At 65.5% G+C, this 24,279-nt stretch carries 22 protein-coding genes; 6 read left to right on the top strand and 16 right to left on the bottom strand.

What is annotated here, in order from left to right; all coding sequences use genetic code 11:
• Positions 1-17 precede the first annotated feature (17 nt).
• The 3 genes from ACOQFL_RS09100 to ACOQFL_RS09110 all read left to right on the top strand — a co-directional run bounded on the left by ACOQFL_RS09100 (position 18) and on the right by ACOQFL_RS09110 (position 3,275).
• A complete protein-coding gene (locus tag ACOQFL_RS09100; RefSeq protein WP_435543658.1) occupies positions 18-1,232 on the top strand; it encodes a cobalamin-independent methionine synthase II family protein in 1,215 nt (404 codons plus the stop codon).
• 123 nt (positions 1,233-1,355) lie between these two features.
• Positions 1,356-2,309 carry a helix-turn-helix domain-containing protein gene (locus ACOQFL_RS09105; RefSeq protein ID WP_435543659.1) on the top strand — a complete coding sequence of 318 codons (954 nt, stop codon included), beginning with the start codon at positions 1,356-1,358 and terminating at the stop codon, positions 2,307-2,309.
• Positions 2,310-2,390: 81 nt separating this feature from the next.
• Entirely contained in the window at positions 2,391-3,275 is an 885-nt protein-coding gene (locus ACOQFL_RS09110) for an intradiol ring-cleavage dioxygenase (RefSeq protein ID WP_435543660.1), read from the top strand.
• A 62-nt stretch (positions 3,276-3,337) separates the two neighbouring features.
• Here the strand turns inward: ACOQFL_RS09110 and ACOQFL_RS09115 are convergent, their stop codons facing one another.
• The 6 genes from ACOQFL_RS09115 to ACOQFL_RS09140 form a co-directional block, all read right to left on the bottom strand.
• Complete coding sequence (locus ACOQFL_RS09115; RefSeq protein ID WP_435543661.1) at positions 3,338-4,954, bottom strand: monocarboxylic acid transporter; 1,617 nt, start codon at positions 4,952-4,954, stop codon at positions 3,338-3,340.
• Positions 4,951-5,295, bottom strand: coding sequence for a DUF485 domain-containing protein (locus ACOQFL_RS09120; protein ID WP_435543662.1), 345 nt, complete (start codon positions 5,293-5,295; stop codon positions 4,951-4,953). The genes ACOQFL_RS09115 and ACOQFL_RS09120 overlap by 4 nt, the downstream gene beginning before the upstream one ends.
• 184 nt (positions 5,296-5,479) lie before the next feature.
• The gene (locus ACOQFL_RS09125; RefSeq protein ID WP_435543663.1) at positions 5,480-7,168 is read right to left on the bottom strand and encodes a sodium/solute symporter; all 1,689 of its coding nucleotides are present in this window, start codon (positions 7,166-7,168) and stop codon (positions 5,480-5,482) included.
• Positions 7,165-7,515: a hypothetical protein gene (locus ACOQFL_RS09130; protein ID WP_435543664.1), complete on the bottom strand. Its 351-nt coding sequence runs from the start codon at positions 7,513-7,515 to the stop codon at positions 7,165-7,167. Before ACOQFL_RS09130 ends, ACOQFL_RS09125 begins: the two co-directional genes overlap by 4 nt.
• Positions 7,512-8,303, bottom strand: coding sequence for a LytR/AlgR family response regulator transcription factor (locus ACOQFL_RS09135; protein WP_435543665.1), 792 nt, complete (start codon positions 8,301-8,303; stop codon positions 7,512-7,514). Before ACOQFL_RS09135 ends, ACOQFL_RS09130 begins: the two co-directional genes overlap by 4 nt.
• Complete coding sequence (locus ACOQFL_RS09140; RefSeq protein ID WP_435543666.1) at positions 8,300-9,391, bottom strand: sensor histidine kinase; 1,092 nt, start codon at positions 9,389-9,391, stop codon at positions 8,300-8,302. The genes ACOQFL_RS09135 and ACOQFL_RS09140 overlap by 4 nt, the downstream gene beginning before the upstream one ends.
• Positions 9,392-9,754: 363 nt before the next feature.
• Between ACOQFL_RS09140 and ACOQFL_RS09145 the strand changes: the two genes are divergently transcribed.
• A complete protein-coding gene (locus ACOQFL_RS09145) occupies positions 9,755-11,485 on the top strand; it encodes a diguanylate cyclase domain-containing protein (RefSeq protein ID WP_435543667.1) in 1,731 nt (576 codons plus the stop codon).
• A gap of 168 nt (positions 11,486-11,653) precedes the next feature.
• Here ACOQFL_RS09145 and ACOQFL_RS09150 read toward each other — a convergent pair whose 3' ends face one another.
• The 8 genes from ACOQFL_RS09150 to ACOQFL_RS09185 all read right to left on the bottom strand — a co-directional run bounded on the left by ACOQFL_RS09150 (position 11,654) and on the right by ACOQFL_RS09185 (position 18,739).
• On the bottom strand, positions 11,654-12,457 hold the full coding sequence (locus ACOQFL_RS09150) for a cyclase family protein (protein WP_435543668.1): 804 nt from the start codon (positions 12,455-12,457) through the stop codon (positions 11,654-11,656).
• Between the two features lie 196 nt (positions 12,458-12,653).
• The gene (locus ACOQFL_RS09155) at positions 12,654-13,784 is read right to left on the bottom strand and encodes a cytochrome P450 family protein (protein ID WP_435543669.1); all 1,131 of its coding nucleotides are present in this window, start codon (positions 13,782-13,784) and stop codon (positions 12,654-12,656) included.
• The gene (locus ACOQFL_RS09160) at positions 13,781-15,172 is read right to left on the bottom strand and encodes a cytochrome P450 (protein WP_435543670.1); all 1,392 of its coding nucleotides are present in this window, start codon (positions 15,170-15,172) and stop codon (positions 13,781-13,783) included. The genes ACOQFL_RS09155 and ACOQFL_RS09160 overlap by 4 nt, the downstream gene beginning before the upstream one ends.
• Positions 15,169-15,774 (bottom strand): GTP-binding protein, encoded by a 606-nt coding sequence (locus tag ACOQFL_RS09165; RefSeq protein WP_435543671.1) that lies wholly within the window; start codon positions 15,772-15,774, stop codon positions 15,169-15,171. The genes ACOQFL_RS09160 and ACOQFL_RS09165 overlap by 4 nt, the downstream gene beginning before the upstream one ends.
• Positions 15,752-16,114 (bottom strand): DUF742 domain-containing protein, encoded by a 363-nt coding sequence (locus tag ACOQFL_RS09170; protein WP_435543672.1) that lies wholly within the window; start codon positions 16,112-16,114, stop codon positions 15,752-15,754. The genes ACOQFL_RS09165 and ACOQFL_RS09170 overlap by 23 nt, the downstream gene beginning before the upstream one ends.
• Positions 16,111-16,524: a roadblock/LC7 domain-containing protein gene (locus ACOQFL_RS09175; RefSeq protein WP_092930072.1), complete on the bottom strand. Its 414-nt coding sequence runs from the start codon at positions 16,522-16,524 to the stop codon at positions 16,111-16,113. The genes ACOQFL_RS09170 and ACOQFL_RS09175 overlap by 4 nt, the downstream gene beginning before the upstream one ends.
• On the bottom strand, positions 16,521-17,783 hold the full coding sequence (locus ACOQFL_RS09180; RefSeq protein WP_435543673.1) for an ATP-binding protein: 1,263 nt from the start codon (positions 17,781-17,783) through the stop codon (positions 16,521-16,523). Before ACOQFL_RS09180 ends, ACOQFL_RS09175 begins: the two co-directional genes overlap by 4 nt.
• 491 nt (positions 17,784-18,274) lie before the next feature.
• A complete protein-coding gene (locus ACOQFL_RS09185; protein WP_435543674.1) occupies positions 18,275-18,739 on the bottom strand; it encodes an SRPBCC family protein in 465 nt (154 codons plus the stop codon).
• A 259-nt stretch (positions 18,740-18,998) separates the two neighbouring features.
• On the opposite strand from ACOQFL_RS09185, the gene ACOQFL_RS09190 reads away from it, so the two are divergent.
• Complete coding sequence (locus tag ACOQFL_RS09190) at positions 18,999-20,684, top strand: BCCT family transporter (RefSeq protein ID WP_435543675.1); 1,686 nt, start codon at positions 18,999-19,001, stop codon at positions 20,682-20,684.
• Between the two features lie 78 nt (positions 20,685-20,762).
• Here the strand turns inward: ACOQFL_RS09190 and ACOQFL_RS09195 are convergent, their stop codons facing one another.
• Positions 20,763-21,746: an arabinan endo-1,5-alpha-L-arabinosidase gene (locus ACOQFL_RS09195; protein ID WP_435543676.1), complete on the bottom strand. Its 984-nt coding sequence runs from the start codon at positions 21,744-21,746 to the stop codon at positions 20,763-20,765.
• Between the two features lie 395 nt (positions 21,747-22,141).
• Entirely contained in the window at positions 22,142-22,888 is a 747-nt protein-coding gene (locus ACOQFL_RS09200) for a GntR family transcriptional regulator (protein WP_435543677.1), read from the bottom strand.
• 218 nt (positions 22,889-23,106) lie between these two features.
• On the opposite strand from ACOQFL_RS09200, the gene ACOQFL_RS09205 reads away from it, so the two are divergent.
• Entirely contained in the window at positions 23,107-24,261 is a 1,155-nt protein-coding gene (locus ACOQFL_RS09205) for an adenosine deaminase (protein ID WP_435543841.1), read from the top strand.
• Positions 24,262-24,279: the final 18 nt, after the last annotated feature.

Raw genomic sequence — 24,279 nt, forward strand, 5'->3', positions numbered from 1 at the left:
AGTGGAGGACCGCAGCCATGCGTTCGAGTACAGACCGAATCCTTACCACCCAGGCCGGAAGCCTGCCGCGTCCGGACGAACTCATCGAGCTCAACCGCTCCCGCGCCGAGGGCGATATCGATGAGCAACAGTTTCACAGCGGGGCGAACCAGGCCGTCACCGACCTGGTGGAGCGGCAACGCGGTGCCGGGATCGACCTGGTCGGAGACGGGGAGTTCGGCAAATCGGTGAGTCAACGGGTGGACTACGGGGCTTGGTGGTCGTACTCGTTCCAACGGCTCGGTGGTCTGGAACTCGCCGACGCCTCGCTGTTCGAAACGAGCCACGAGGGAGCAAAAGCCACCGAAGAAGTGGCCCTGACCAGTTTCGGGAATCGACGGGACCGTGTCAGGTTCGCCGAAGCCTACGCGGACCCGACTTCGGGTGTGGAGGTCTCCACCAGTCCGATGAACTTCCCCGTGTGCCGGGGGCCGCTGAGCTACGTCGGCCACCAGGCGATCAACGCCGACATCGCGAGGTTCAAACGTGCGCTGGCGGCCAACGGCCTGGAGGAAGGATTCATGACAGCGATCGCACCGGCGAGCTGTTCCCGAATCGACAACGAGTACTACGACAGTCAGGAGGAGTTTCTCTACGCGTGCGCGGAGGCGATGCGCGAGGAGTACAAGGCGATCATCGACGCCGGTCTCATCCTGCAGCTCGACGATCCCGCCATCGCGGAGAACTGGGACCAGATCAACCCGGAGCCGTCCGTGGCGGACTACAAGCGGTTCACCATGCGGCGCGTGGAGGCACTCAACCATGCGATCCGTGATCTGCCGAAGGATCGTATCCGGTTCCACCTGTGCTGGGGCAGCTGGCACGGCCCGCACACCACTGATCTGCCGATGCGCGATCTCGTCGACATCCTGCTCTCGATCGATGTGCGAGCCTACTCGTTCGAGGCGGGCAACGTCCGGCACGAGCACGAGTGGAAGGTTTGGCAGGACGTCACTCTGCCAGATGACAAACTGATCATGCCCGGTGTGGTCAGCCACGCGACCAACGTGGTCGAGCACCCGGAACTGGTAGCCGACCGCATCGTGCGGTTCGCGGAGTGCGTGGGGCGCGAGCGAGTCGTGGCCGCTACGGACTGTGGGTTGGGTGGCCGGGTTCACCCGCAACTGGCCTGGGCGAAACTGGAAACGCTGGCACGCGGTGCGGAACTGGCGACCGAACGGCTGTGGCCCTGAGTGCATGACAGCCGCGGCACTTCCTCCGTCACCGCCGGGGGAAGGCGTCGCGGTTGCGATCTTCGGGTACGGAAGCCGCGGAACCGTTTCCGAGAGCGGAGGCTTCGCCTAGCATCGCCGGTGATGGACACCTCCGGTTCCCAGGATGCGCTGTCGCTCTCGGAAGCGGAACGGGAATGGCTGGTTCGTTGGACGAGACTGCCGTCCACCTCCCAAGCGGTCGCGCTGCGCTGTCGTATCGTGCTGGAGTGCGCACGCGGCCTGGCCGACGCGACCGTCGCCCGCGAAATCGGAGTTTCCGCGCAGGTGGTCGGCAAATGGCGCCGACGCTTCCGGCAGGGAAGGCTCACGGCGTTGCAGGATCGGCCCCGTTCGGGGGCGCCACGGTCGATCTCGGAGGAACAGGTACAGACGATCGTGAAAGCGGTGCTGACCGAACCGCCGCCGAACGGAGTCAGGTGGACCAAGCGCGCACTGTCCAGCCGGGCCGGAGTGTCCCCCTCCTCAGTGATGCGGATTCTGTACCGACTCGGCATCAGCACCGCACACACCGGTCGAACGAACGAAGCGACCAATAAGGCTCCCTGGAAGGCCCTCTACCTCGCTCCCCCGGAGTCGATCATGGTCATGGCCTTCGACGAGAGTCATGATCCCGACAACGGTGCGGGGAGGGTTTTCCCACCCGCTGCCGGTGACCACGACGTGGTGCTACGTACGGAGCTGGCGAACCGCCTCTCCCGTTCCGCCGGGAACGACGATTCGGGGAATCTGGTGCGGTTCCTTCGCAACCTGGAGAACCGAAAATTCGACAATCTCGACATCCACCTGATCTGTCACGGTCACGGAACTCGCAAGATCGAGGCGATCCGTCGCTGGCAGGAACAACACTCCGGACTGCATCTGCACTTCACGCCGGACAAAGAACTGTGGCTGCGGCTGGTGGAACGTTACTTCACGCCGATCATCCCGTCCATCGGCTCCGACGGACGGTCACCGCTCACCGTGTTCGCGGCGGAGCTGCACCGCTGGTCGCAACAACGTCGCAGTGCGGCCACGCTCACGTGGTTCCATCCTTGAAGGGCAGAACCGCCCCGGAAAACACGAATTTGTGGTCCACTCCGCCACGGAGCACGATCACCCTCGCTTACCTTGCCCACCATGACGGAACGACACTCCGATGACGGGCACGAAGCGGACCAGCGGAATTCCGGCACGACACGACGCACCGCTCTCGCCGCTTTCGGCGGGCTGGGAATCGGCACGTTTACGGCGGGAACCGCGCGGACGCGGGCGAACGCGGCCGGATCCGCCGAGGACATCATGTCCGGCGGGCGGTTCCATCCGGCCTGCGTGCTGGCACCGGAACAGATGGAAGGTCCCTACTATCTGGACTACCGGATTCTCCGAAGGAACATAACCGAGCACAAACGCGGCATCGACCTGCTGCTGAACATCATCGTGGTGGACGCCGCCCGCTGTGAACCGTTGCCGGAGATCGCGGTCGACATCTGGCACTGCGACGCGCTCGGGGTCTATTCCTCCTACACCGAGTACGACGACGGCGAGATCCCGCCGCTGGACGAAACCGGGCACGCCGAGCCGACCGACCGAACCACGTGGCTGCGTGGTGTGCAGCTTACCGATCGACGCGGTTTCGCGAACTTCCGCAGCATCGTGCCCGGTTGGTATCGGGGGCGGACCACGCACATCCACATCAAGACGATCACCGGCGGACACCGCGAGGACGGCAGCTGGCGAGGCGGGGATACTTCACACACCGGCCAGCTTTACTTTCCGCGGGAATTCAACGAACGTCTCGCCCGCACCGAACCGTACTCACACAACACAATTCCCCGGACCACCAACGCCGAGGACCTGTTGTACAACTCGGGGGACGAGGGACCGATGACGCGGCTGGACATCGGACGGGTACCGGCCGGATTCCTCCGGCCGACGATCAGCGCCTCGATCGTACTGGGCATCCACCCGGAAGCGACTCCGCCGCCGGAAGGACTGCCGCCGGGAGCACAGCCACCGGCCTGAACACGGTTTTCCGGCGGGGTCGCCCGAGCGCCACCTCGGACGACCCCGCCGGAAGACTTCGCTCAGTGCGAGGAGGCCTTTTCCGCTCCGGCACCGGTCAGGGAACGTACCTCCATCTCGGCGTACTTAGCCTCGTCGTGCTCGCCGGAAAGCACGGTGCCGAGCCAACCGAGGAAGAACGAGGCCGGAATGGAGACCAGACCGGGGTTCTCCAGCGGGAACCACTGGAAGTCCACGCCGCTGAGCATGGCGGTCTCACTGCCGGACACCGCGGGTGAGAACACGATGAGCAGTATCGCGATGCTCAGACCACCGTAGATGCTGCACAACGCTCCGGTAGTGTTGAACCGCTTCCAGAACAGCGAGTAGAGAATCGTCGGCAGGTTCGCCGAGGCGGCGACCGCGAACGCCAGAGCCACCAGGAACGCCACGTTCTGGTTGCGGGCGAGGATGCCGCCAACGATGGCCACGGCACCGATCACCACGGCGGTGATCCGTGCGACGCGGACCTCCGCCTGCTTGTCGGAGACCTCGCCCTTCTTGATGACGTTGGCGTAGATGTCGTGCGCGAAGGACGCGGACGCCGTGATCGTCAGTCCGGCCACCACCGCGAGGATGGTCGCGAAGGCGACGGCGGAGATGAAGCCCAGCAGGACCGAACCACCCAACGCCTGGGCCAACAGCGGTGCCGCGGAGTTGGAGGCCCCCGGCGCCTGGCTGATCGTCTCCGGTCCGACCATCGCGGCCGCGCCGTAGCCGAGCACCAGAGAGAACAGGTAGAACAGCCCGATCAGGAAGATGGCCCAAACCACGGAACGACGGGCTTCCCGTGAGGTCGGAACAGTGTAGAACCGCATCAGTACGTGCGGCAGACCCGCCGTACCGAGCACCAGTGCCAGTCCCAGCGACAGGAAGTCCAACTTGCTGATCTCGGAGGTGCCGTACTTGGCCCCCGGTTCGAGCAACCGTTGCCCGTCGGCACCGGCCTTGTCCACCGCTCCCTGCAGCAGAGCCGAGAAGTCGAAGCCGTACTTGGCGAGCACCCAGAGGGTCATCGCGGCGGCACCGGCTATCAGCAGGCCCGCCTTGATGATCTGTACCCAGGTCGTCCCCTTCATGCCGCCGACGAGCACGTAAACGATCATGATGACACCGACGACGGCGATCACCAGGCTGACGCCGACCGGGTTGCTGATTCCCAGCAGCAGTGACACCAGCACTCCGGCCCCGGCCATCTGGGCCAGCAGGTAGAAAAAGCTCACTGCCAGGGTCGAGGTCGCGGCGGCCGCCCGCACCGGACGTTGGCGCATCCGGAAAGCGAGCACGTCACCCATGGTGAACTTGCCGGTGTTGCGCAGCAGTTCGGCGACCAGCAGCAGCGCGACGAGCCACGCCACGAGGAAGCCGATCGAGTACAGGAAGCCGTCGTAGCCGTACAGCGCGATGGCACCGACGATTCCCAGGAAGGACGCCGCGGAGAGGTAGTCGCCGGAGATGGCTATCCCGTTCTGCGGACCGGAGAACGCTCGCCCGGCCGCATAGTAGTCCGAGGCGGTTTTGGTGGTGCGACTGGCACGTAACACCACGACCAGGGTAACGACGACGAAAGCGACGAATATGCTGATGTTGATGACGGGATTGCTGCCCTGCAGCCCACCGCTCTGCGCCAACTGGGTCATTCCGACCCCCCTTCGATCTCCTCACGGATCCTGCCCGCCACCGGATCGAGCCTTCGGTTCGCGAACCGCACGTAGATTCCGGTGATCGCGAAGGTGGACACGAACTGCAGCAGTCCCAGCACCAGACCAACGTTGATGTTGCCGACGAGCTTGATCGACATGAACCCGTGGGCGTAGTCGGCGAGCAACACGTACAGCAGGTACCAACTCAGAAACAGCACGGCCACGGGAAAGACGAAACCGCGCAACCTGCGGCGCAGAGCCACGAAGTCCGCGCTGGCGTGGGCCTCCTTCCACTGTTCGACCGTCGGGTCACGAGACTCGGACTCGTCGGTTGTCACGAGCGACCTCCTCACACGAAAGAGTGACTCAAGGCACAGTAGGAAGAGCACGCCGTGTTGGGGAGACGCATGGGACGAACGGGCGAACCGTGCGACGAGCGGTGGATGAGCGGCGCCGTGAACGAGACGAACGAGCCGCTTCCCGAGAACACGACACCCACGATGCGAAATCCGGCGCCGGTCCTCACCGTCCGGAGTCCGGCGTCGCCCGTTGGTCCAGATGCAGCCGCAGCATGGCCGACCTGGACCGCGGGGAGGAGTCGCTTCGCAGTGACACCAGCACCATCGTGCCGAAGGCGAGCGGAACCGCCCACGGCGCCGGTTGAGCCAGCAGAATCGCCCACCAGCCACTCAGCTCCGGACCGAACAGCGTCACCACGATTCCGGCCGAGGAACCGAGCAGCCCGACCAGCACGCCGCTGACAGCGCCCGCTGCCGTGAGCCGCCACCACCAGATCCCCAGCACCAGCAGTGGGCAGAAGGTCGCCGCCGCGAGCGTGAACGCCCAGGTGACCAGAATATTGGTCTCCAGCGGAGCCGCGAACAGCGCCAGCAGGATGACCACCGCGGCGGCGAGCAGAGCGGTACCGCGCAGTCGCCCCAGACCTCCGGGCGCGAGGTCGTGCGAGACGGCTCCCGCGAGAACCAGCAACAATCCCAGCGAGGTGGCCAGAAACGCCGCGAACGCACCACCGGTCAACAGCACGGTGAACAGCGTGCCCGCCCAACCGGTGTCCACTCGCGCGGGCAAAGCCACCACCACCGTGTCCGTCCCCCCGGACAGGTAGAGCTGTGGCAGCAGCACCCTACCCAGAGCCCCGTAAACGCCGGGAAACAGGTAGAACACGCTCAGCAGCCCCACCGTCAGAGCAGCGGTACGACGCGCGGCCGCCCCGTCCGGGGTGGTGTGGAACCGAACCACCACGTGCGGGAGCCCCATGGTGCCGAACATGGTGGCGATCAGTACCGCCCAGGTGCCGAACAGCGGATGTCCGGCATCGGCGACGTCCAGCAACGGAAATCGCCATCGCTCTCCTCCCGGACGTCCCCCGGAACCGACGTGTGGCACGGGCTCTCCCGCCGGGAAGACGAGAGTTCGGCCCGCCCGGACCTGGTGTGTGCCCGGGTGCAGCACACGGGTATCACCGCCCGGAGGGTGAATTCGTGTCGGCTCGGTGATCCGGAAGGTGACCCCGATGCGGAACTCCACCCGGGTACGTTCCTCGAAGTGTTCGAACTCCACGGGCCGCAACGCCTGTTGCCGTACCTCGGCTCCGGCGTGCACCGTCAACCAGACGGCGGGCACGGCGAACAACAACAGCTTCAGGCAGAACTGCACCGCCTGCACGTAGGTGGCCGCCCGCATACCGCCGAGCGCCAGGGTGACGCTGATGACGACCCCGGCGACGACCACTCCGACCCAGTACGGTGTGGCACTGACCGCACTGAGCACCAGTCCCGCCGTGCGGAACTGCGGCACCAGGTACAGCACCGCTATCAGCAGCACCACCACGGCCGTCAACTTGCGCAGCGCGGTGGAGGACAACCGGGCCTCGGCGAAGTCGGGGACCGTCAACGCCCCCGAACGCCGCATGGGGGCCGCGACCAGCACCAGCATCGCCACGTAACCGGCGGTGAATCCGACGGGATACCAGAGGGCGCCGGGGCCGTCCTTGACCATCATGCCCGCGATCCCCAGAAACGACGCGGCCGAGAGGTACTCACCGGAGACGGCGGCCGAATTCAGCAGGGGCGAGACCTGTCTGGAGGCGACCAGAAAGTCCGAGGTTGTTCGCATCGCGGCGACACCGCGCACTCCGACGAACAGGGTGAGCAGCACCACCGGGGCGACCGCCAGTACCGCCACTGTCATCGGTACCGCTCCAGCCGCTCGGCGCGCCGCAGCTGCCGCCACGCCAGCAGCACCATCGCCGGGAAGGGAACGAGTACCGGGATCAACCAGGAAGCCGGAATCCCGGCCACGCGCAGCGTGGAGACCACCGGCAGACAGACCTGCACCAGGGGGAGACCGAACACGAGCAGGACCAGCCCTGCCAGCGTGATCGCCCCGTGGAACCGCTGGGCACGGTAGAGCCGGGCGGCCCGTTCGAGTTCGGCGGGCCCCAGCGGCGGCGTGCTCCAGCTGGTCCGCGAGACCCGTCGGACACGAGCCATCCGGGTCTGGGGGCTCATGACCGGAACCCGTTTACTCTCGCTCATCGGCCTCCCCGGGACGCACTGTCCAGCTCGACTCGTTGGGCCTGGTGCAGCAGTTTCTCGCGCAGTTCACGCGAGTGCCGTCTACTGACCGGGACGTCACCGATCTCGGTGTGTGCCACGAGCCCACCCGCGGAATCGCTACGCAGTTCCAGCACCGCCCGTAGCGCGACCAGGAAGCTGCGGTGCACCCGTTGGAAACCGGCCGAGCACCAGTACTCCGCCAGCCGTGAGATGGGCATCCGCACCACGTGCTCCCCCGAAGGGGTGTGCAGGCGGACGTAGTCACCGTCGGCGGACACGAAACGCACGTCACCACGGCGCACGTACTTGGTACGACCGGCGGTTTCCACCGGCAGAGCGGGCATCGCGTCGGTCTCCTGCACGCCCTGCTCCGAGCCAGCGGCATCACCGGAGGAGGACATCACCCTGCTCACCTTGGTCAGTGCCGCTGCCAGCCGTTCGGCACGTACCGGTTTGAGCAGGTAGTCGACAGCACCGATGTCGTACGCCGTCACGGCGTGCCCGTCGTAAGCCGTGACGAACACGATCACCGGCGGTGAACTCAGCCTGGTCAGCAGCGAGGCGAGTTCGATGCCGTCGAGACCGGGCATCGATATGTCCAGGAACGCCACGTCGAACCGGTCGCTCTGTATCAGTTTCAGTGCCGCCAGCGCTTCATCGGCTCCTGTCACCTCGGCGACCTCGGGAGCGGCCCGCAGCATCTCGCGGAGTTCGTCCAGTGCGGGGCGAACGTCGTCGACAGCCAGCACTCGAAGTTCTCGTGTCATCGCGGCACCACTCCGGGTTGAAACATCGGCACCCGGAAAATCACCTTCGTGCCCGCTCCTCGCGCGGTCTCGACGACCAGCCCGTACCAGGCACCGTAGATGGATCGCAGCCTACGATCCACGTTGGCCAGCCCGACGCTGTTCTCGGACCCACGACCGGCCAGTATCTCCTCCGCGTCGGCCGGATCCATTCCCACTCCGTCGTCCTCCACACTGATCACCAGATCACTTCCGGCCGCCTCACCGGAGACCTGCACGAGGCCACTCCCGTCGGCTTCCCCGACGAAAGCCGGTTGGATCCCGTGGCGCACCGCGTTCTCCACCAAGGGTTGTAGTACCAGGTAGGGCACGGACACGGCCAACACGTCGGGGGCCACACGGATCTGTACCCGCAGTCGACTGCCGAGCACCGCACGCTGCAGCGCGAGGTAGGTCTCGATGGCGTGGAACTCGTCGGAAACGGTGGCGTACTCACGGTTCCGCGCGAGCCCGTAGCGGATGAAATCGGCGAAATCGAGCACGAGCTCCCGGCAACGATCCGGATCGGAGCGGATGAGCGAGCCGATCACGGTCAACGCGTTGTAGACGAAGTGCGGGGAGATCTCCGAACGCAACGCACGCAGCTCGGAACGCGCTGCCTGCTGGGCGGTGCTTTCCAACCTGCCGCGTTCCAACGAGTCCTCGATCCAGTCTCCGGCCCGGCTCACCGCGGACACCGACACGCGACCGCTGACCAGCAGAACCCCAACCAGCTCCGCACTCGAATGGAGCGGAACGGCGGTCAGCGGCGGTCGACCGTGCCGTGTCTCGGTATGCAGTACTTTGTCGATCAAGTTCGCCGCGCCTCGCGGATCGTTCGGAGTTCCTGCCTGCACCCACTCGCCGGAGAGCCCGGTCAGCACCACTGCCCGGGCACGAAGCAGTCGTCGAAGATCCCGGGCTGCCGCTTTTACCCCGGTCCCGCTCAGGCCTTCCCTGAGGTTCCTCGCGATGCGGTGCGCCGTGGTCACGCTGGCCATCGGATCGGGCGCCGACCACCCGGTCCCGGGGCCTGCGAAGCCTGGTGCTCGATCGGCGGGCACGGCCATGAACGCTCCTAGCACTGTCGAGACGGCCCGCCGGATACTAGTGCTTCGGCCACCCCTGTCCGAAAGATGTTCATCGGACTCGCTCACCGAGCCCCCGGGCGTGCTGTCCCTCACTCCCGAAGGGGAGACGGTAGCGCTCCCGAGGAGCATGAGGAAAGGCGATTCCGCCCGGAATCTCGGCTTGTAACGATTCCGCGGCCTCCCGGTGAACGAACCCGAAGGCGAGGATTCCACCCCATTGGAATATTCCATCCAGCGTGACGGGCGCGAATTGATCCGGTCACAGGTATTCTCATGATCGCGACGAGGCGTAAAATGTGCCGGCCGCGATCTCCGGACCCGTTCGCCGCAGGCGGAGGATTGATGACCAGATATTTTCCGCTGGTGTCGGCACTGGTGTGTTGCTACGTGGTGGCTGTGATCGCCGTTCTGGGATCCGGAGTGCTCACCGCGGAATCGGCGCTGATCGTCGACGACGCGGCACAACTGATCAGTGGCAGTGGAGCGACGCTCGCGTGCTGGTGGCGAGCTCGGCACAACCACGGCGGGCAGCGGCACTGGCGGGTGCTGCTGGGGCTCGGCACCGCGGGCTGGACCGCGGGAATGGCGGTATGGGCCTGGTTCCGCACCTTCGCCGACACGCCGCTGCCGTCGCCCTCACTGGCCGATGTCGGTTTTCTGACCCTGCCGGTGTTCGCGTTGCCCGCCCTGTTGGTGTTCGCCGAGGACGGGCGACCTGTCAGGGGAATCACGGCCCGTTCCGCCCGAGCGGCGGCTCGCACCCGCGCCGTCCTCGTGCTGGACGGTCTGATCGTCACCGGCTCGCTGTTCCTGTTGACCTGGGCAACCGCGCTGGGCGCCGTGGTACGTACGGGAGCGCCGACCGCGTTGGGATTCGTGGTGGCGGTGGCGTATCCGGTTACCGATCTCGTACTCGTGGTGATCGTCGTACTGCTCGCCTCCTTCAGGCGGGCCCGCAACAGCCTGCGGCTGTTGCTGCTGGGTTCGGGCCTGATCGCCCTGTCGGTCTCCGACAGCATTTTCGCCTACCTGGTCAGCAGCGGGGCGGCCAACATGAACCCACTGTTCGATACGGGATTCGTGACGGGACCGGCACTGATCGCGCTGGCCGCGATCGTCCCCGACGAGCACGAGACCGCGTCCGGGCACGAATGGCGGGAGCGGACCGTCGACTGGGCGCATCTCATGCTGCCGTATCTGCCGTTGATGGTGGCGGCCTGCTACACGACCGCGAAAACCGTGCTGGGAGCGGGAACGGACGACCTCGAAGTGGTCGGAGTTTTCCTGCTGTTCGTGTTGGTCGTCCTACGACAACTGGTAACTCTCATCGACAACGCCAAGCTGTTGGAAAAGGTGCGGAACACCCAGCAGGATCTGGCTCACCAGGCCTCGCACGACCCGCTGACCGGCCTGGCGAACCGCACACTGCTCTACGAGAGGCTGCACGACAGCATCACGCGCAACAGCCGGACGCATTACCCGTTCGGACTGCTGTATTTGGATCTCGACGGCTTCAAGGCGGTCAACGACACCTTCGGGCACTCCGCGGGGGACGCGCTGTTGCGCGCCGTGGCCGACAGACTCCGCGAATGCGTCCGAGCAGCCGACACCGTGGCCCGTCTCGGCGGGGACGAATTCGCCGTGCTGGTCGACACGGAACGCAGACAGGAGTCCGAACTGGTCGGGGGAAGGGTGCTGGCGGCCCTGCAACGCCCCTTCACCGTCGAGGGGCGAAGCCACACGATAGGCGGCAGTCTCGGGATCGTGCACTGCCCGGTCGACGAGGAGATCTCGGCCCAGACACTGCTGCATCACGCCGACGCGGCGATGTACACCACGAAACAACGGCGCAAACAGCGGATCGGCGAAACACTACCTCGCAGGACTTCCCTCGCCGAGGAGCCGGCCGGCGAGAGACCAGAGGAAGAGGAGGTGAACCGTGCTGACACGATGGTTCACCACGATCCGCCGGAGAGCTCCCACTCCGTTCCCGACGAGCCCGCGGCTCAGAACGACCCCGCCGTTCCGGACGACCCCACTGTCCCGGATGATGGAGCGTCACTGCACAACTGATCTCTGCGCTTCCGTGAGCAGGGACTTACCCCGGTCGGCCCCATGGAGCGGGCACGAGTAGTTACGTGCGCGGCGAGAGCGAATACCGCGAATGCGGCCGATGGGCACTTCGGGGAGACGGTCGGAGAACCGCCGTCTCCCCTGCCGGAGATCAGTGCCTCCGCCGGATCAGTGTTTCGGCAACAACCCGAACACCGTGGCCGTGGCCCCCGAACCGTTGCGATGAGCGGGCCCGCCCGCCAACACCCATCCGCCGGTGGTGGGAAGACGTTCCAGATTCGCCAGGACCTCCAGACTGATGCGGTGCCGCCGATACAGCATCAGCGACACCTGGTACTGGTGGTCCGTTCCGACATCGGGACTGAAGGTGTCGGTACCGAGAGCCCCGCGATAGCCGAGTCGACCGGTTTCCAGCAGCCAACTCACCGCCTCGGGGGAGAACCCGGGGTGGTGCATCCGGCCCTGTTCATCGAGGTTGCGGAAGGCCGGGGTTCCCCATTTTTCCTGCCAGCCGGTCCACAACACCACAGCGGCGTTTCGCGGAATCGGACCGTGCTGCCGTTCGAACCGCCACAGGTCCTCCACCGTGACCGCGTAGTCGGGATCGCGTTCGGCCTCGCGACGAACATCGATCTTGACCGCCGGAAGCAGCAGATCCTCGGGGTCCAACTCGTCGGCACCGGGTTCCCCCGCGTTGAAATGACAGGGTGCCCCGAAATGCGTACCGGTGTGCTCACCCTCCTGCACGTACTGCAGGTAGAACCCGTCCTGTTCGAGCGTGGCCACGGTGCTCAGGGTGAATTCCGGATCCCCCGGATAAATACTGGTCGTTTCCGGATCGTTGACGTGCGAGAGGTTCACCAACCTCATGTCGCCCGGGTCGAATCCCGGTCGGCGACCTCCCCCACCGGACTCGGCCCGGGCGGAACGCGCCAACCCGACCGAGGCGGCCAACCCCGCACTCCAGCTCACCAGTTTCCGCCGTGCGAACAAACCATCCGTCCCTTCCGGAGGAGCTGTCGATCACTCGCCCGATGTCGCGGCACGACGAGGCCGTTCGGTGAGCGACCTCGTCGTGTCCGAATCGGACATCGTACCGGCCGTGCTCGTCCAACGGTGCGGCACTACCGACGGGCAGTCCGCCACCACAGGACGAACACGGCGGGACTCACGCGAGCGAGGCCGCGCCACGCGGTTGGGGAAGTCCGTCCAGCATCACCGGAAGGACGGCGTGCCCGTTGGCGATGAAGCCTCCGGCCGGTCGGAGTTCGGACCCGGCGACCGCGAGTCGCATTCCCGGAAAACGCTCGAACAGGGCGGGCAGAGCGACCTCGGCCTCCATCCGCGCGAGTGGCGCGCCGAGGCAGTAGTGCGCGCCGTGTCCGAACGCCAGATGATCCTCGTTGTCCGAACGAGTGATGTCGAACTCGTCGGGACGCTCGTAGCGCTCCGGATCACGTCCGGCCGCGGCGTAACCGGCCAGGATGGGCTCACCGGCTCGAATGACGACATCGTCGAACTCGATGTCCTCGACGGCGTAGCGCAGCGGAACATTGGCCAGCGGCGCCTGCCACCGCAGTGTTTCGGTGACGACCCGCTCCCAGGAAACGGAGCCTTCCCGGACCATGGCCAACTGCTCGGGATGGCGGAGCAAGGCGGTTATCGCGTGGTCGAGCAGATTCACGGTGGTCTCGTGGCCTGCTCCGATCAGCAGGATCAGCGTGTCGACCAGCTCACGCTCGTCGAGCCGGGCCTCGTTCTCGTCCCTGGCCTGCAACAGCACACTGGTCAGATCGTCGGCGGGATCGGCGCGTTTGGTCGCCACCAGATCGTTGAGCAGTGTATAGAGTTCGTATTGAGTGGCCTGCACCTGCTCGGGGGTGGCCGAGGTGTCGAAAACCCCGTCGACGATGCGGCGCAGACCGGGGCGGACATCGTCGGGGACGCCGAACAGGTGGCAGATCACGGAGATGGGCAGTGGATAGGCGAACCGTTCGCGGAGATCGACACCGCCCCGCGGGGGCAGGGCGGCCAGCTCGTCGAGCAGCTCGTTGGTCTTCGTTTCGACGAAGGGGCGCATCGCGGCGACCCGACGCGGGGTGAACGCCTTGGACACCAGCGAACGGAGTCTGCGGTGTTCCTGCCCGTGCGCGGTGAACATGTTGCGTACCGCGACCCAGCTCGCCAGCGCCCAGTCACCGGGAATGTCGCCGTTGATCCAGCTCGGCCAGTGTTGTCGCGGATCCTTGGAAACACGGTTGTCCGCGAGTAACTCCCGTAATCGCCGGTTACTGGTCACCGACCAAGCAACCACTCCCCCAGGTAATTCAACGCGCGCCGCGGGGCCTTGGTTACGGAGTCGGCGAGCTTCGGTGTGGACGTCGTTTCCGGTGGGATCCAGGACGTGTGGGCAGGACGATTGCTCCATCGGCCGCTTTCTCCAGGTGTCTCGTCACGACTGTCGGGCTCCTGGACAGGCGGGAAGTGCACCGGCAGCGCGGTCAGAGCACGGTGGAACGGTCCGGGTCGCCACTCCAACTCGTCGGCGGGCACAGCCAAATCCATATCTGGCAACGTATCCAAAATGGTCTCGATCGCAACAGAGGCGATCAAACGAGCCGTGCCTCTTGCCGGGCAGGTGTGCGGCCCTGCGCTCCAGGCCAGGTGCGCCCGGTTGCCGTCGCGGCGGGTGGACTGCAGTGCGGGATCGGTGTTGGCCGCGGCTATACCGATCACCACGGGCTGGTTCGCGGGAAGCAACCTGCCTGCCAACTCGACGTCGCGTGTCGGATAGGTAATGGCGTAGTTGGCCAGCGGCGGTTGTTTCCAGAGCACTTCGTCGATGGCGTCCTCCACCGGTAGCCGTCCTCCGGAAAGATCGCCCGCGAACCGGTCGTCGGCCAGCCACAACCGCAGCGCGTTCGTGATCAGGTTCTGCACCGGTTCGGCACCGGCCCCCATGAACACCACGAGCTGCTGCACCATCTCCTCGTCGTCGAGATCGGCCTCATGAGCGAGCAACCAGCTGGTTATGTCGAACGAGGGGTGTTCGCGACGCAGTGCGATCAGTTCCGCGATGCACTGACCGAGGTCCCGGTTGGCCCGTTCGGTGTCGACCCCGTCCCAGAGTGCGGTCATCGCGTCGACCATGCGGGTGGTCAGTTCCGCCGGACTGCCGAAGAGCCTGTTGAGCACCAGCAACGGCAGCACTCGGGCGTACTCGGTGAGCAGCTCCGCCTTTCCGTTGGGGGCGAAGTCCCGGATGAGGCTCTCGGCGCTCTCGGTCACGTACCGACGCAGCGTCACGGAGTCGACCCGGCTCAGGCTGTCGGTGATCGCCTCCCGCAACCGGTCGTGAGCCGGGCCGTCCTGGAACAGCACGTTGTCCCGGTACATCATCATCGCCACGACCGGGCTGTCGGCGGGCGCCTCACGCTGCCAGGCGCGAGAGTCCTTCGGGAAAGTCGCGGGGTCACGCAGCACGGAAAGGGCGGTCTCGTGATCGAGCACGAGCGTGGCGGGGACTCCCGGGGCGAGTTCGACCGAGGCGATCGGCCCCTGCTCGCGCAGCTCCGCATAGACGGCGTCGGGGTCGGCGGCGAACGTGTGATCGTGAATCGGCGTGGGATCGGCGTGCATCGGACAACCGGACAGCGGGGCTGTCCTCTCGGGATCGGATTCGCTCATGCGGACTCCTGGGCGTGTTCAAAGGGCGAGGCGAGCACGTGCTCAACCAGGGAGATCATCGCTCGCGCGGTGCCGGAGCGATCACGAGCGTCACAGGTGACCAGTGGAATCTCGGGCAACAGGTCGAACGCCTCGCGTAATTCCTCGTGGGAGGGAATGGCGACACTGTTGAAATCGTTGATCGCCACTCCGTAGGGCAGTCCCCGCTCCTCCAGCACGCTGATCACGTCGAAGGACTCCTCGAGGCGTGCCACGTCGGCAAGCACCAGCGCACCCAACGCCCCGTGGGCGAGGTCCTCCCACATCGACAGGAAACGCTGCTGGCCCGGCGTGCCGAACATGTACAGCACCACCCTGTCGCTGAGCGTGCGACGGCCGAAGTCGAGCGCCACCGTGGTGGTGGTCTTGTCCGTGATCCCGTGCAGATCGTCGACGACCGCACCGTCACGGGTCATCGTCTCCTCGGTGTGCAACGGCTCGATCTCGGACAACGTGTCGACGAAGGTGCTCTTGCCGACCGCGAACGGCCCCACGACCAGAACCTTGACGGCGGTACGGACGCTGTCCGGCAGATACACCTCACCGGAGGGCTCTGAGCCCATCAAGCACCTCCTGCAGTAGTTCGCGGTCCGGCCCGTGCTGCTGCCACTCGGTGGACAGCGTGGCCAGATGCCCCTGATCCACCAGATCCGCCACTATCACCCTGGTGACGCTGGCCGGTAGTTCGAGATGGGCTGCGATCTCGGCGATCGACAACGATCCGCCGGAGCACAGCCGCAGGGTCCGACGCTGCTCCGGCGAGAGCAGCCCGGGATCGGCATGCCGTGTGGCCTGGATGAGCGTGGTGAGGTCGAGAGTGTTCCTGGTTGGGTGAGCACGTCCCCCCGTGATCAGGTAGGGACGTACCAGCGACTCCCGATCCCGCCTGCGAGGCGGACTCATGATCGGTCACTGTCCCCGGACCGGGGCAGGGTCCCCAACTCGGACCCCAATTTCTGCACCACCGCGTGGAACCGCTGGGTCGCGGGCCCCATGTCGACCTTCTTGGTGGTCGACACGCCCATGTAGGCATGGGGACCAGCGGCGATGAGAAAGATGTAGCCCGTGTCGAACTCGATGAGCGTCTGGTTCCACGTGGGTTGCGCGCCGCAGAACTCGGTGGCGGCGGCGGACGAACCGCGCAGCGAGGCCAGACACGCCGCGAACCGATCGGCGTCGGCCTCACCGATGTCTCCCGTGGCCGTGATCACCAATCCGTCTCTGGCTAAGACCACGGCGCTGCGTACCTCCGGCAGCAGCACGTCGTCGAGCATCCAACGAAGTTCCGGGCGCCGGACGGTGTTCGTACTCATGCGTGGGGGTCCTCATTCTCGTTCTCACCAACGGACACGGCACCACTGGACTCACTGGCCTGCTGCCAGGCAGCCAGCCCCGCGGCACTGTCGGAATCAGCGGGCGGTGCCGAGTCGGGTTGTGCCGCGGTGGTTTCCCGTGTTCTGCGGCTACGTTTGGGCAGGCCCCCCGAAGTACGCTGCCGGGCGCTGGGAGTGGACTGTTCCTCGTCGCTCGTCGATCCGGTGGCCGTCTCCCGCCGGACCTCGCTCTCGTCGGCGGCTTCGATGTGGGTCAGCAACTCGTTGGGCACGAACACCACTGCCCGCATTCCGCCGTAGAGTGGTGGAGCGTCCACGGAGACGGTCAGTCCGTAACGGACGGCAAGCAGCCCGACCACGGCGAAGCCCACGCGGGGCGGATCACCGATCTCGTCCAGGGCGATCTCCTGTTTCGACAGCAGCCGTTCGGCGCGACGCCGTTCCTCCAACGGCATGCCGACTCCCGCGTCGTCGATCGTGATGGCGACGCCGTTGTGGGCGTGCTGCACTCCGACCGCGACCTGGGCGTACGGCGGGGAATAGCGTGCGGCGTTGTCCAACAGCTCCGCCACCAACAGGACCAGCGGTTCCACCACACGAGTGATAACGCCGAGATCGCCGACGGAATCGCCCTGTGTGCTGGGACTGTAGGCACTCACGGAGATGCGCTGGTAGTCCCTGATCTGCGACTGGGCGCCTCGGAGGATGTCCTGCAGACTCGTTGCCGAACGTTGTTGTCCGATCCACGCCCCGAACAGCACGGCGAATCCCCGAAGCCGCCTACTGAGCTGGGATCCGGCGTGGTCGATGGTGTAGAGATCGGCGAGCACGTCGGCGTCGTCGTGCCGATGCTGCATGTCCGACACCGCCATGTGCTGTTCGGAAGCCAGGCCGCGCACGGTGTCCAGCACACCGGTCAGGGTGCGCCGTGAGGAGTGTTCGGTGTGCTCGCGAGTGGCGCGCACGATCCGCTCGATCACATCGACGAGCTCGGCGAGGGAGTCGGAGGCGAACGTGCCGTCCTCCTGGCGCAACGGTCCCGGCACCGGTGCGCTCGACATCCCGTTGAGGGATTCGGCCAGCGCGGGCAACCGTTTCGTCCTCAGATGTTCGAGCTCGGCGAGATGCTGCTCACGCTCCCGAACGAGTTCCATTATCCGCTGTCGCTGGCGCGCGATGGCCGCCGCACCTGCTACCGCCAGGGCGGTCAAACCGGCGGCGCCCGCCGATCGCACCACCGACGCGACATTCCAACGGTGGTGGGGCGAGATCTTTGGGTGTTGTGTTGTCATGCGTCCCTCGTGAACGAACGTGCGGAGCACCATGCGTCATGGCAGCCACGGAGACGACACCGCCATCGCCGGAGTTGGTCCCTGCCCGGCGACTCGCGGTCCACAATGGACTGGCCCGGCACAACTCCGGCGCGGTGAGGTGGTCGCGAGCAAGATCGTACGCAACCGCCGGAAACACTCCTAGCGGTGGTCGGCACTAATACCGATCGGGTTACCACTAGAGTGTGAAAGACGTGTATCCGTCCACACAGGGCCACTAATTCTTCGGAATGCCTCGGAACGACATGTTTCGAAAACCTGGCGGGACTTCCCCGGAAGAGATCGGCGACCCCGCCGCCAGGACACGAAAAACACCCGGAGCCGCCTCGGAAACGCACGCCGAAGCGCGCACCGAGCTCGCACACGACTCGAAACGGCGTCCGTCCGGACCGAACGGCTCAACCACGCTCGACGGCCGCTCGCAGCGCGTGCAGCGTGCGCTCGATGTTGCGCTGATTGGCCTTTTGCCTGTAGGTCTCACCGGTGGTCTCGGCACTGACCGGGGTGTACCAGGCTGGCCGCCGATCCCAGGCACTTTCCACCACAAGACAGCCCGCGTCGGTGGGGCTGAGCTCGAAACGCCAGTGCGATACCGGGGTGTCGCCGTCGTCGACATCGAATGCGAAGCATTGCCCACTTTCGGCTGCACGCACAGTAGCGACCGTCGACCAGGTTTTATCCCCGTTCCGATTGAAGCCGCGAAAACGAACCCCCGGATGTGGGGATGTTTCGTCCAGCCAGGTACAGGACTCGAGCTCCTCGGAGACTTCGGCGAGAACCTCGAGATCGGTGAGCATCCGGTAGACGAGCTCGGGCGCAACCGCCATCTCGAGCTCAGCGCGGGCTGCGGGTTCCGACACCACGACCTCCTGGTACGAACGACTCTCCCCAAAGCTAACCCGCTGCGGGCGTGTGACTCTCGCCCGAGAGACCATCGCCACCCACGGACGCCCGGAGCTCCGGAAACGGGATCGATTCAGTACGCCACGTCGGGCGACGGGTCGACGCGCACACGTCTGCTCTGCATGGAACGGTCCGATAGAGGACGATAGTGCCCGGGCCCCAAGCGTCCCGGTGTCCCCACCGCGGACGCCCCGCAGCGCTCGGGGATGGTGATCCACAGTGATTCGAGATTACATCAGAACACATACGAATCCCCCGGTCTTCATCATCTCGGGGATCGTGGCCGTGGCATTCGTGTTGTGGGGGGTGCTGGCTCCGGCGAACGTCGACACGGTAGCGAGCAACGTCAACAGCTTCATCACGACCAACTTCGGTTGGCTCTACATCCTCTCGGCCACGCTGTTCCTCATCTTCGTCATAGTGATCATGCTGAGCAGGTTCGGCAGCATACGACTCGGCCCGCCGGACTCCACACCGGAGTACGGCAGGTTGCCCTGGTTCGCCATGCTGTTCACGGCAGGCATGGGGATCGGACTGGTCTACTTCGCGGTCAGCGAGCCGGTTTCGCACTACCTCGACCCGCCCACCGGCCCCGGGGGCACCGAGGCCGACGTCGCCGAGGCGATGAACCTCACTTTCTTCCACTGGGGACTGCATCCCTGGGCGATCTACATCGTGCTGGGGCTGTCGCTGGGGTACTTCGCGTTCCGCAAAGGAATGCCACTGCGCCCTGCCGCGGCGTTCTATCCGCTGCTCGGCGACCGCATCTACGGCTGGGTGGGCCACCTGATCGACATCCTGGCCGTGTTCGGCACGCTGTTCGGCCTGGCCACCTCGCTCGGAATCGGTGGTCAGCAGGTGGGCGCCGGTTTGGAAACCCTGTTCGGCATTCCGAACACGGCCACGTTGCAGGTGATCCTGATCCTGTCCATCACGGCGATCGCGGTCGTGTCGGTGATGCTCGGCATCGACAAGGGTATTCGCAACCTGTCGCTGATCAACCTGTGGCTGGCGTTCGCCCTGATGGTGTTCGTGTTCGTGGTGGCCTCCTCGCGCGACATCGTCAACGCACTGGCGAACAACATCGGCACCTACCTGCAGAACCTGCCGTTGACGAGCTTCGAGACCTACCCGGGCAACGCGCAGGCACGGGAGTGGCAGGCCGACTGGACCCTGTTCTACTGGGGCTGGTGGATCTCCTGGTCCCCCTTCGTGGGGATGTTTTTGGCCAGGATCTCGTTCGGCCGCACGATTCGGCAGTTCATCGCAGGCGCCCTGTTCGCGCCGGTCGGGGCCTCGATGGTGTGGTTGACCGTGTTCGGTGACGCGGCGCTGCAGCGGCTGCGCGCCAACCCGGACAACCCCATCGGCGAGGCGAGTTCGGAAACCGCGATGTTCGTGCTGTTCAACCAGCTACCGGTGGTCGAGGTAGTCAGCATACTCGCCTCGGTACTGGCGATCATCGTGGTTGTGCTGTTCTTCGCCACCTCCTCGGACTCCGGGTCGCTGGTGGTCGACATCCTCACCAACGGTGGTGACCCGCGTCCGAGATGGCAGCAGCGGCTGTTCTGGGCCGTGCTGGAGGGTGTGATCGCCGCGGTGTTGCTGACGGCGGGAGCTGTCAGCGGGGCGGACGCGCTGAGTGCGTTGCAGACCGCCTCGATCGTGGCCGGACTGCCGTTCTGCATCGTGCTGCTGCTGATGTGCGTGGGGCTGAGCAGGGCACTCAACCAGGAACGCCGCGTGTTAACCCGAGTCGAGGAGCCGAGCCCTTTGGTAGGTCTCCGGGAAAGCACGACCAGACGGAGGAGGACGGGCTCGACCGGTGAGCCGGGCGGGGGCACCACGACGGGCGTCTCCGAGGAGGAGACCCGACGAAACGACTCCGATCGCGATCAGGAGTGACCACGAGTCGAACACAGCGGCCGGTCGAACCTCGGGCGAGGTCCGACCGGCCGCTTCGTCGCGAACGGAACCGAGAACTCACCTCACGTAGGGCCACCCCTGGGAATCCCAGCCGAGCAGGTTGATTCCCAGCTTGTGCGCGCCGGAGTCGTTGGCGTCGTAGTAGTGGTAGACGAGCAGGCTGCCGTCACTGTCGTGCATCACACTCTGTCCACCGGGCCCGATGATGTTGTCGTGACTTCCGAGTATTTGCGTACCCCCGCCCTGCAGCATGGGGGTGCCGGATCGGTCCACATAGGGCCCGGTGGGCGAGGTGGAACGTCCGACCATGACCCGGTACGTACTGTCGGTACCCTGACAGCACTGGCCGAACGAAACGATCAGGTAGAAGTAGCCACCGCGCTCGACGATCTCCGGAGCCTCGACAGCATCCGAGGCGGGCCCGCTGGCGAGGTGGTAGAGCGTTTGGTCGGCGCCGTGCTGCTTTCCGGTGGCGGGGTCGAGTCTGATCATGCGGATCCCGCTCCAGAAGGAGCCGAAGGTCAACCACCACTTTCCGGAACTGTCGACGAACAGGTTCGGGTCGATGGCGTTGTGGTTGTCACTGGTGGTCGTGCTGTAGACGATGCCCTGGTCCTGCCAGTCACCGGGCGCCGCGGTCGTGCTGGTGGCCAGACCGATCGCCGAGTGGTTGGATCCGAACGACGAGGCGGAGTAGTACAGCCAGTACCTGCCGTTGTGGTGGGAGACGTCCGGGGCCCAGATGTCGCCCTGGGAATTGTAGTCGTAAATCCAGGACGGGAGACCGGTGAACGCCGAACCGGTACGTTCGAAATCGATTCTGTCGCTGGAAAGGCGCTGCTGTATCCCACCGCCGGTGGAAAACAATCGGTAGCCGGAATCCGTACGCACCATGGATGGATCGTGCGCGGCGATATCACCGGTCACGACGCCGGGCATCGGGTAGTCCGCCGCGGTGGCAGCGGGAGCGACAATTCCGAGACTCATCAGCACAGCGGCGATCACACCCGCTGTTCGAAGCGGAATTCGTTTGGTGAACATGGGCTCCTCAAAGGTTGTCCGTGCTCGGCACCCTAGGAATCACGCGTTCACTTGACCGCCCGAGACACACTGATCCACTCGACCGGGCAAGGTGAGCCACCCGAACGCGGTAGTCGATCATCCCGAAACCGACTGTTCGAAAAGCCGAACACTGTTCGGACAACTTAGGACGAGGCGGCGTGACGGTCAACACAACCTGAGCTACAGCGTCTTTTCAGTGGTCTCCGGAACCGCCGATTCGGCGTAGCCACGTACCGAATCGGCGGACGAGTCCCCCCGCATCGCTCGGGTGCCGCAGGGCGTGCCACCGGCGAAAGGAATGCCGCGGGAGGCCACACCATGCCGCCGTACGTTCGTTCCGCTCCCACCGAGGGGCGGGATGCCGCGTGTACTGCTTATCTGCTCTGCGACAACGCCACAGCGGGAGCCCCGCTGGGCAGCATGTACTTGCCGACCATCAGCGGGGTGCTGTCCTCGCGGACCACCTGGGTGATCAACACCACCGGCGTGTCGGCCGGACGCTGGAAGGCAGCACCGCGTTGCCCTCCCAGCACTGTCGCGGTGATCCCGCTCGAACCACGCAGCGAAAGCCCGGGAGAGCGCGAGGTCAACACGTCCAGCATGGTCCTCGACTGCTCCGAGGCGGCACGCAACGCTTCCGGCAGTTCAGGATCCAGCTCGACGAGGAGCTCGTCCGGCAGAACCCATTCCTGGACCAGGCAGGCAGGGGAACCGTCGACGTCGACGATGCTCTCCCAGAACCGGATCTCACTGGCCGCGGGTACCGGCAGATGTTGTAGCACCAGGTCGGTCGGTTCCTCGGTGGAGCGGACCAGTGCACGAACACCTGTCGTACCGACTCCCAACAACTTCTCCACGGAGCTCAGGCGTTCGAAACCCCGATGCGGGGTTCCGGTGCTGACCGTACGCCCGACCCCCCGACGAACCGTGATCACCCCGTCCTCCTGCAGCAGGATCAGCGCCTCCCGCAGCGCCGGACGACTCACCCCCAGCTCACCGGCGAGTTCGGGTTCAGACGGCAGTGCCGAGCCGGGTGGGTAGCGTCCTTGGCGGATGGCATCCACGATCCGCTCGTAGAGCTCCACCGACGGTCTGCGCTGTGATCCACGACTGCCCGGCACACTTCACCTCATTCGGAACTTTGTCAGACAAGTTAGTTCCGAAGGGTCACTCCGGTCAATCGAGCGAGCCGAGCTGAGCCGGGAGAGCAATCGAACAATCAAGCGAAACGCCGATTGTGAGCAAAGTTTGACACGAAAGCAACATGCGGTGTAAACACTCGACCAATCAAACTTGTCTGACAACATCTCGCAATCCAGAAGGAGCGCTGATGCGAGGGATGACCACCGGCCCCACCGACGAACAGCTCGTGCAGGCACCGAAGGTACTGCTGCACGATCACCTGGATGGCGGCCTGCGTCCGCGGACGGTCGCCGAACTCGCCGTGCGGAATGGCTACGAGCAACTGCCGAGCACGGATCCCGACGAGTTGGAGAGCTGGTTCGCGGCGGCGGCCGAGGCCGGTTCACTGGAGGAATACCTGGAACGTTTCGCCCACACGGTCGGGGTGCTGCAGACTTCGGAGGCACTGCACCGAGTCGCGGCGGAGTGCGCCGAAGATCTCGCCGCCGACGGGGTGGTATACGCCGAGATTCGTTATGCTCCCGAATTGAGCACCCAGGGCGGCCTGGAGTTGGACCAGGTGGTCGAGGCCGTCCTGGCCGGATTCGCCGAGGGGGCGAACCGTGCGGCGCGGCACGGCAGGCGAATCAGGATCGGGCTGCTGCTGTGCGCGATGCGGCAGGCCTCCCGTTCCTCCGAGATCGCCAGGCTGGCGGTGCGTTACCGCGACGAGGGCGTGGTCGGGTTCGACATCGCGGGCCCGGAAGCCGGCCATCCCCCCACCCAGTCGTTGGAGGCGTTCGAATACCTGCGTCGCGAGAACTTCCACTTCACCATTCACGCGGGCGAGGGTTTCGGACTTCCCTCCATCTGGGAAGCGATCCAGTACTGCGGCGCGGCGCGCCTGGGTCACGGAGTTCGGATCCTCGACGACATCACGTTCGACGAGCACGGAACAGCCCACCTGGGGCGACTCGCCTCCTTCGTGCGGGACCGGCGGATTCCGCTCGAGATGTGCCCGCGCTCGAACGTACACACCGGGACGGTGAACTCCCTGCCGGAACACCCCATCGCCCTGTTGCGGGGACTACACTTCCGCGTGACGGTCAACACCGACAACAGGCTGATGAGTCAGACGAGCATGAGCGGAGAGTTCCGCGAACTCATCGACACCTTCGGCTACACACTGGACGATCTGCAGTGGTTCACGGTCAACGCGATGAAGTCGGCGTTCCTGCCGTTCAACCAGCGGCTCGCGCTGATCAACGAGGTGATCAAACCCGGTTATGCCGCACTGCGCTCGGAGGCGCTGTTCGGCAGGGTCGACGACTCGGTGGGACCGGTGGCGGCTTCGTCCGGAACCGGCGAGTGAGTTTCGCCGGTCGGATTT

The organism is Actinopolyspora sabaoui (assembly GCF_051225635.1).
Classification (GTDB): Bacteria; Actinomycetota; Actinomycetes; order Mycobacteriales; family Pseudonocardiaceae; genus Actinopolyspora.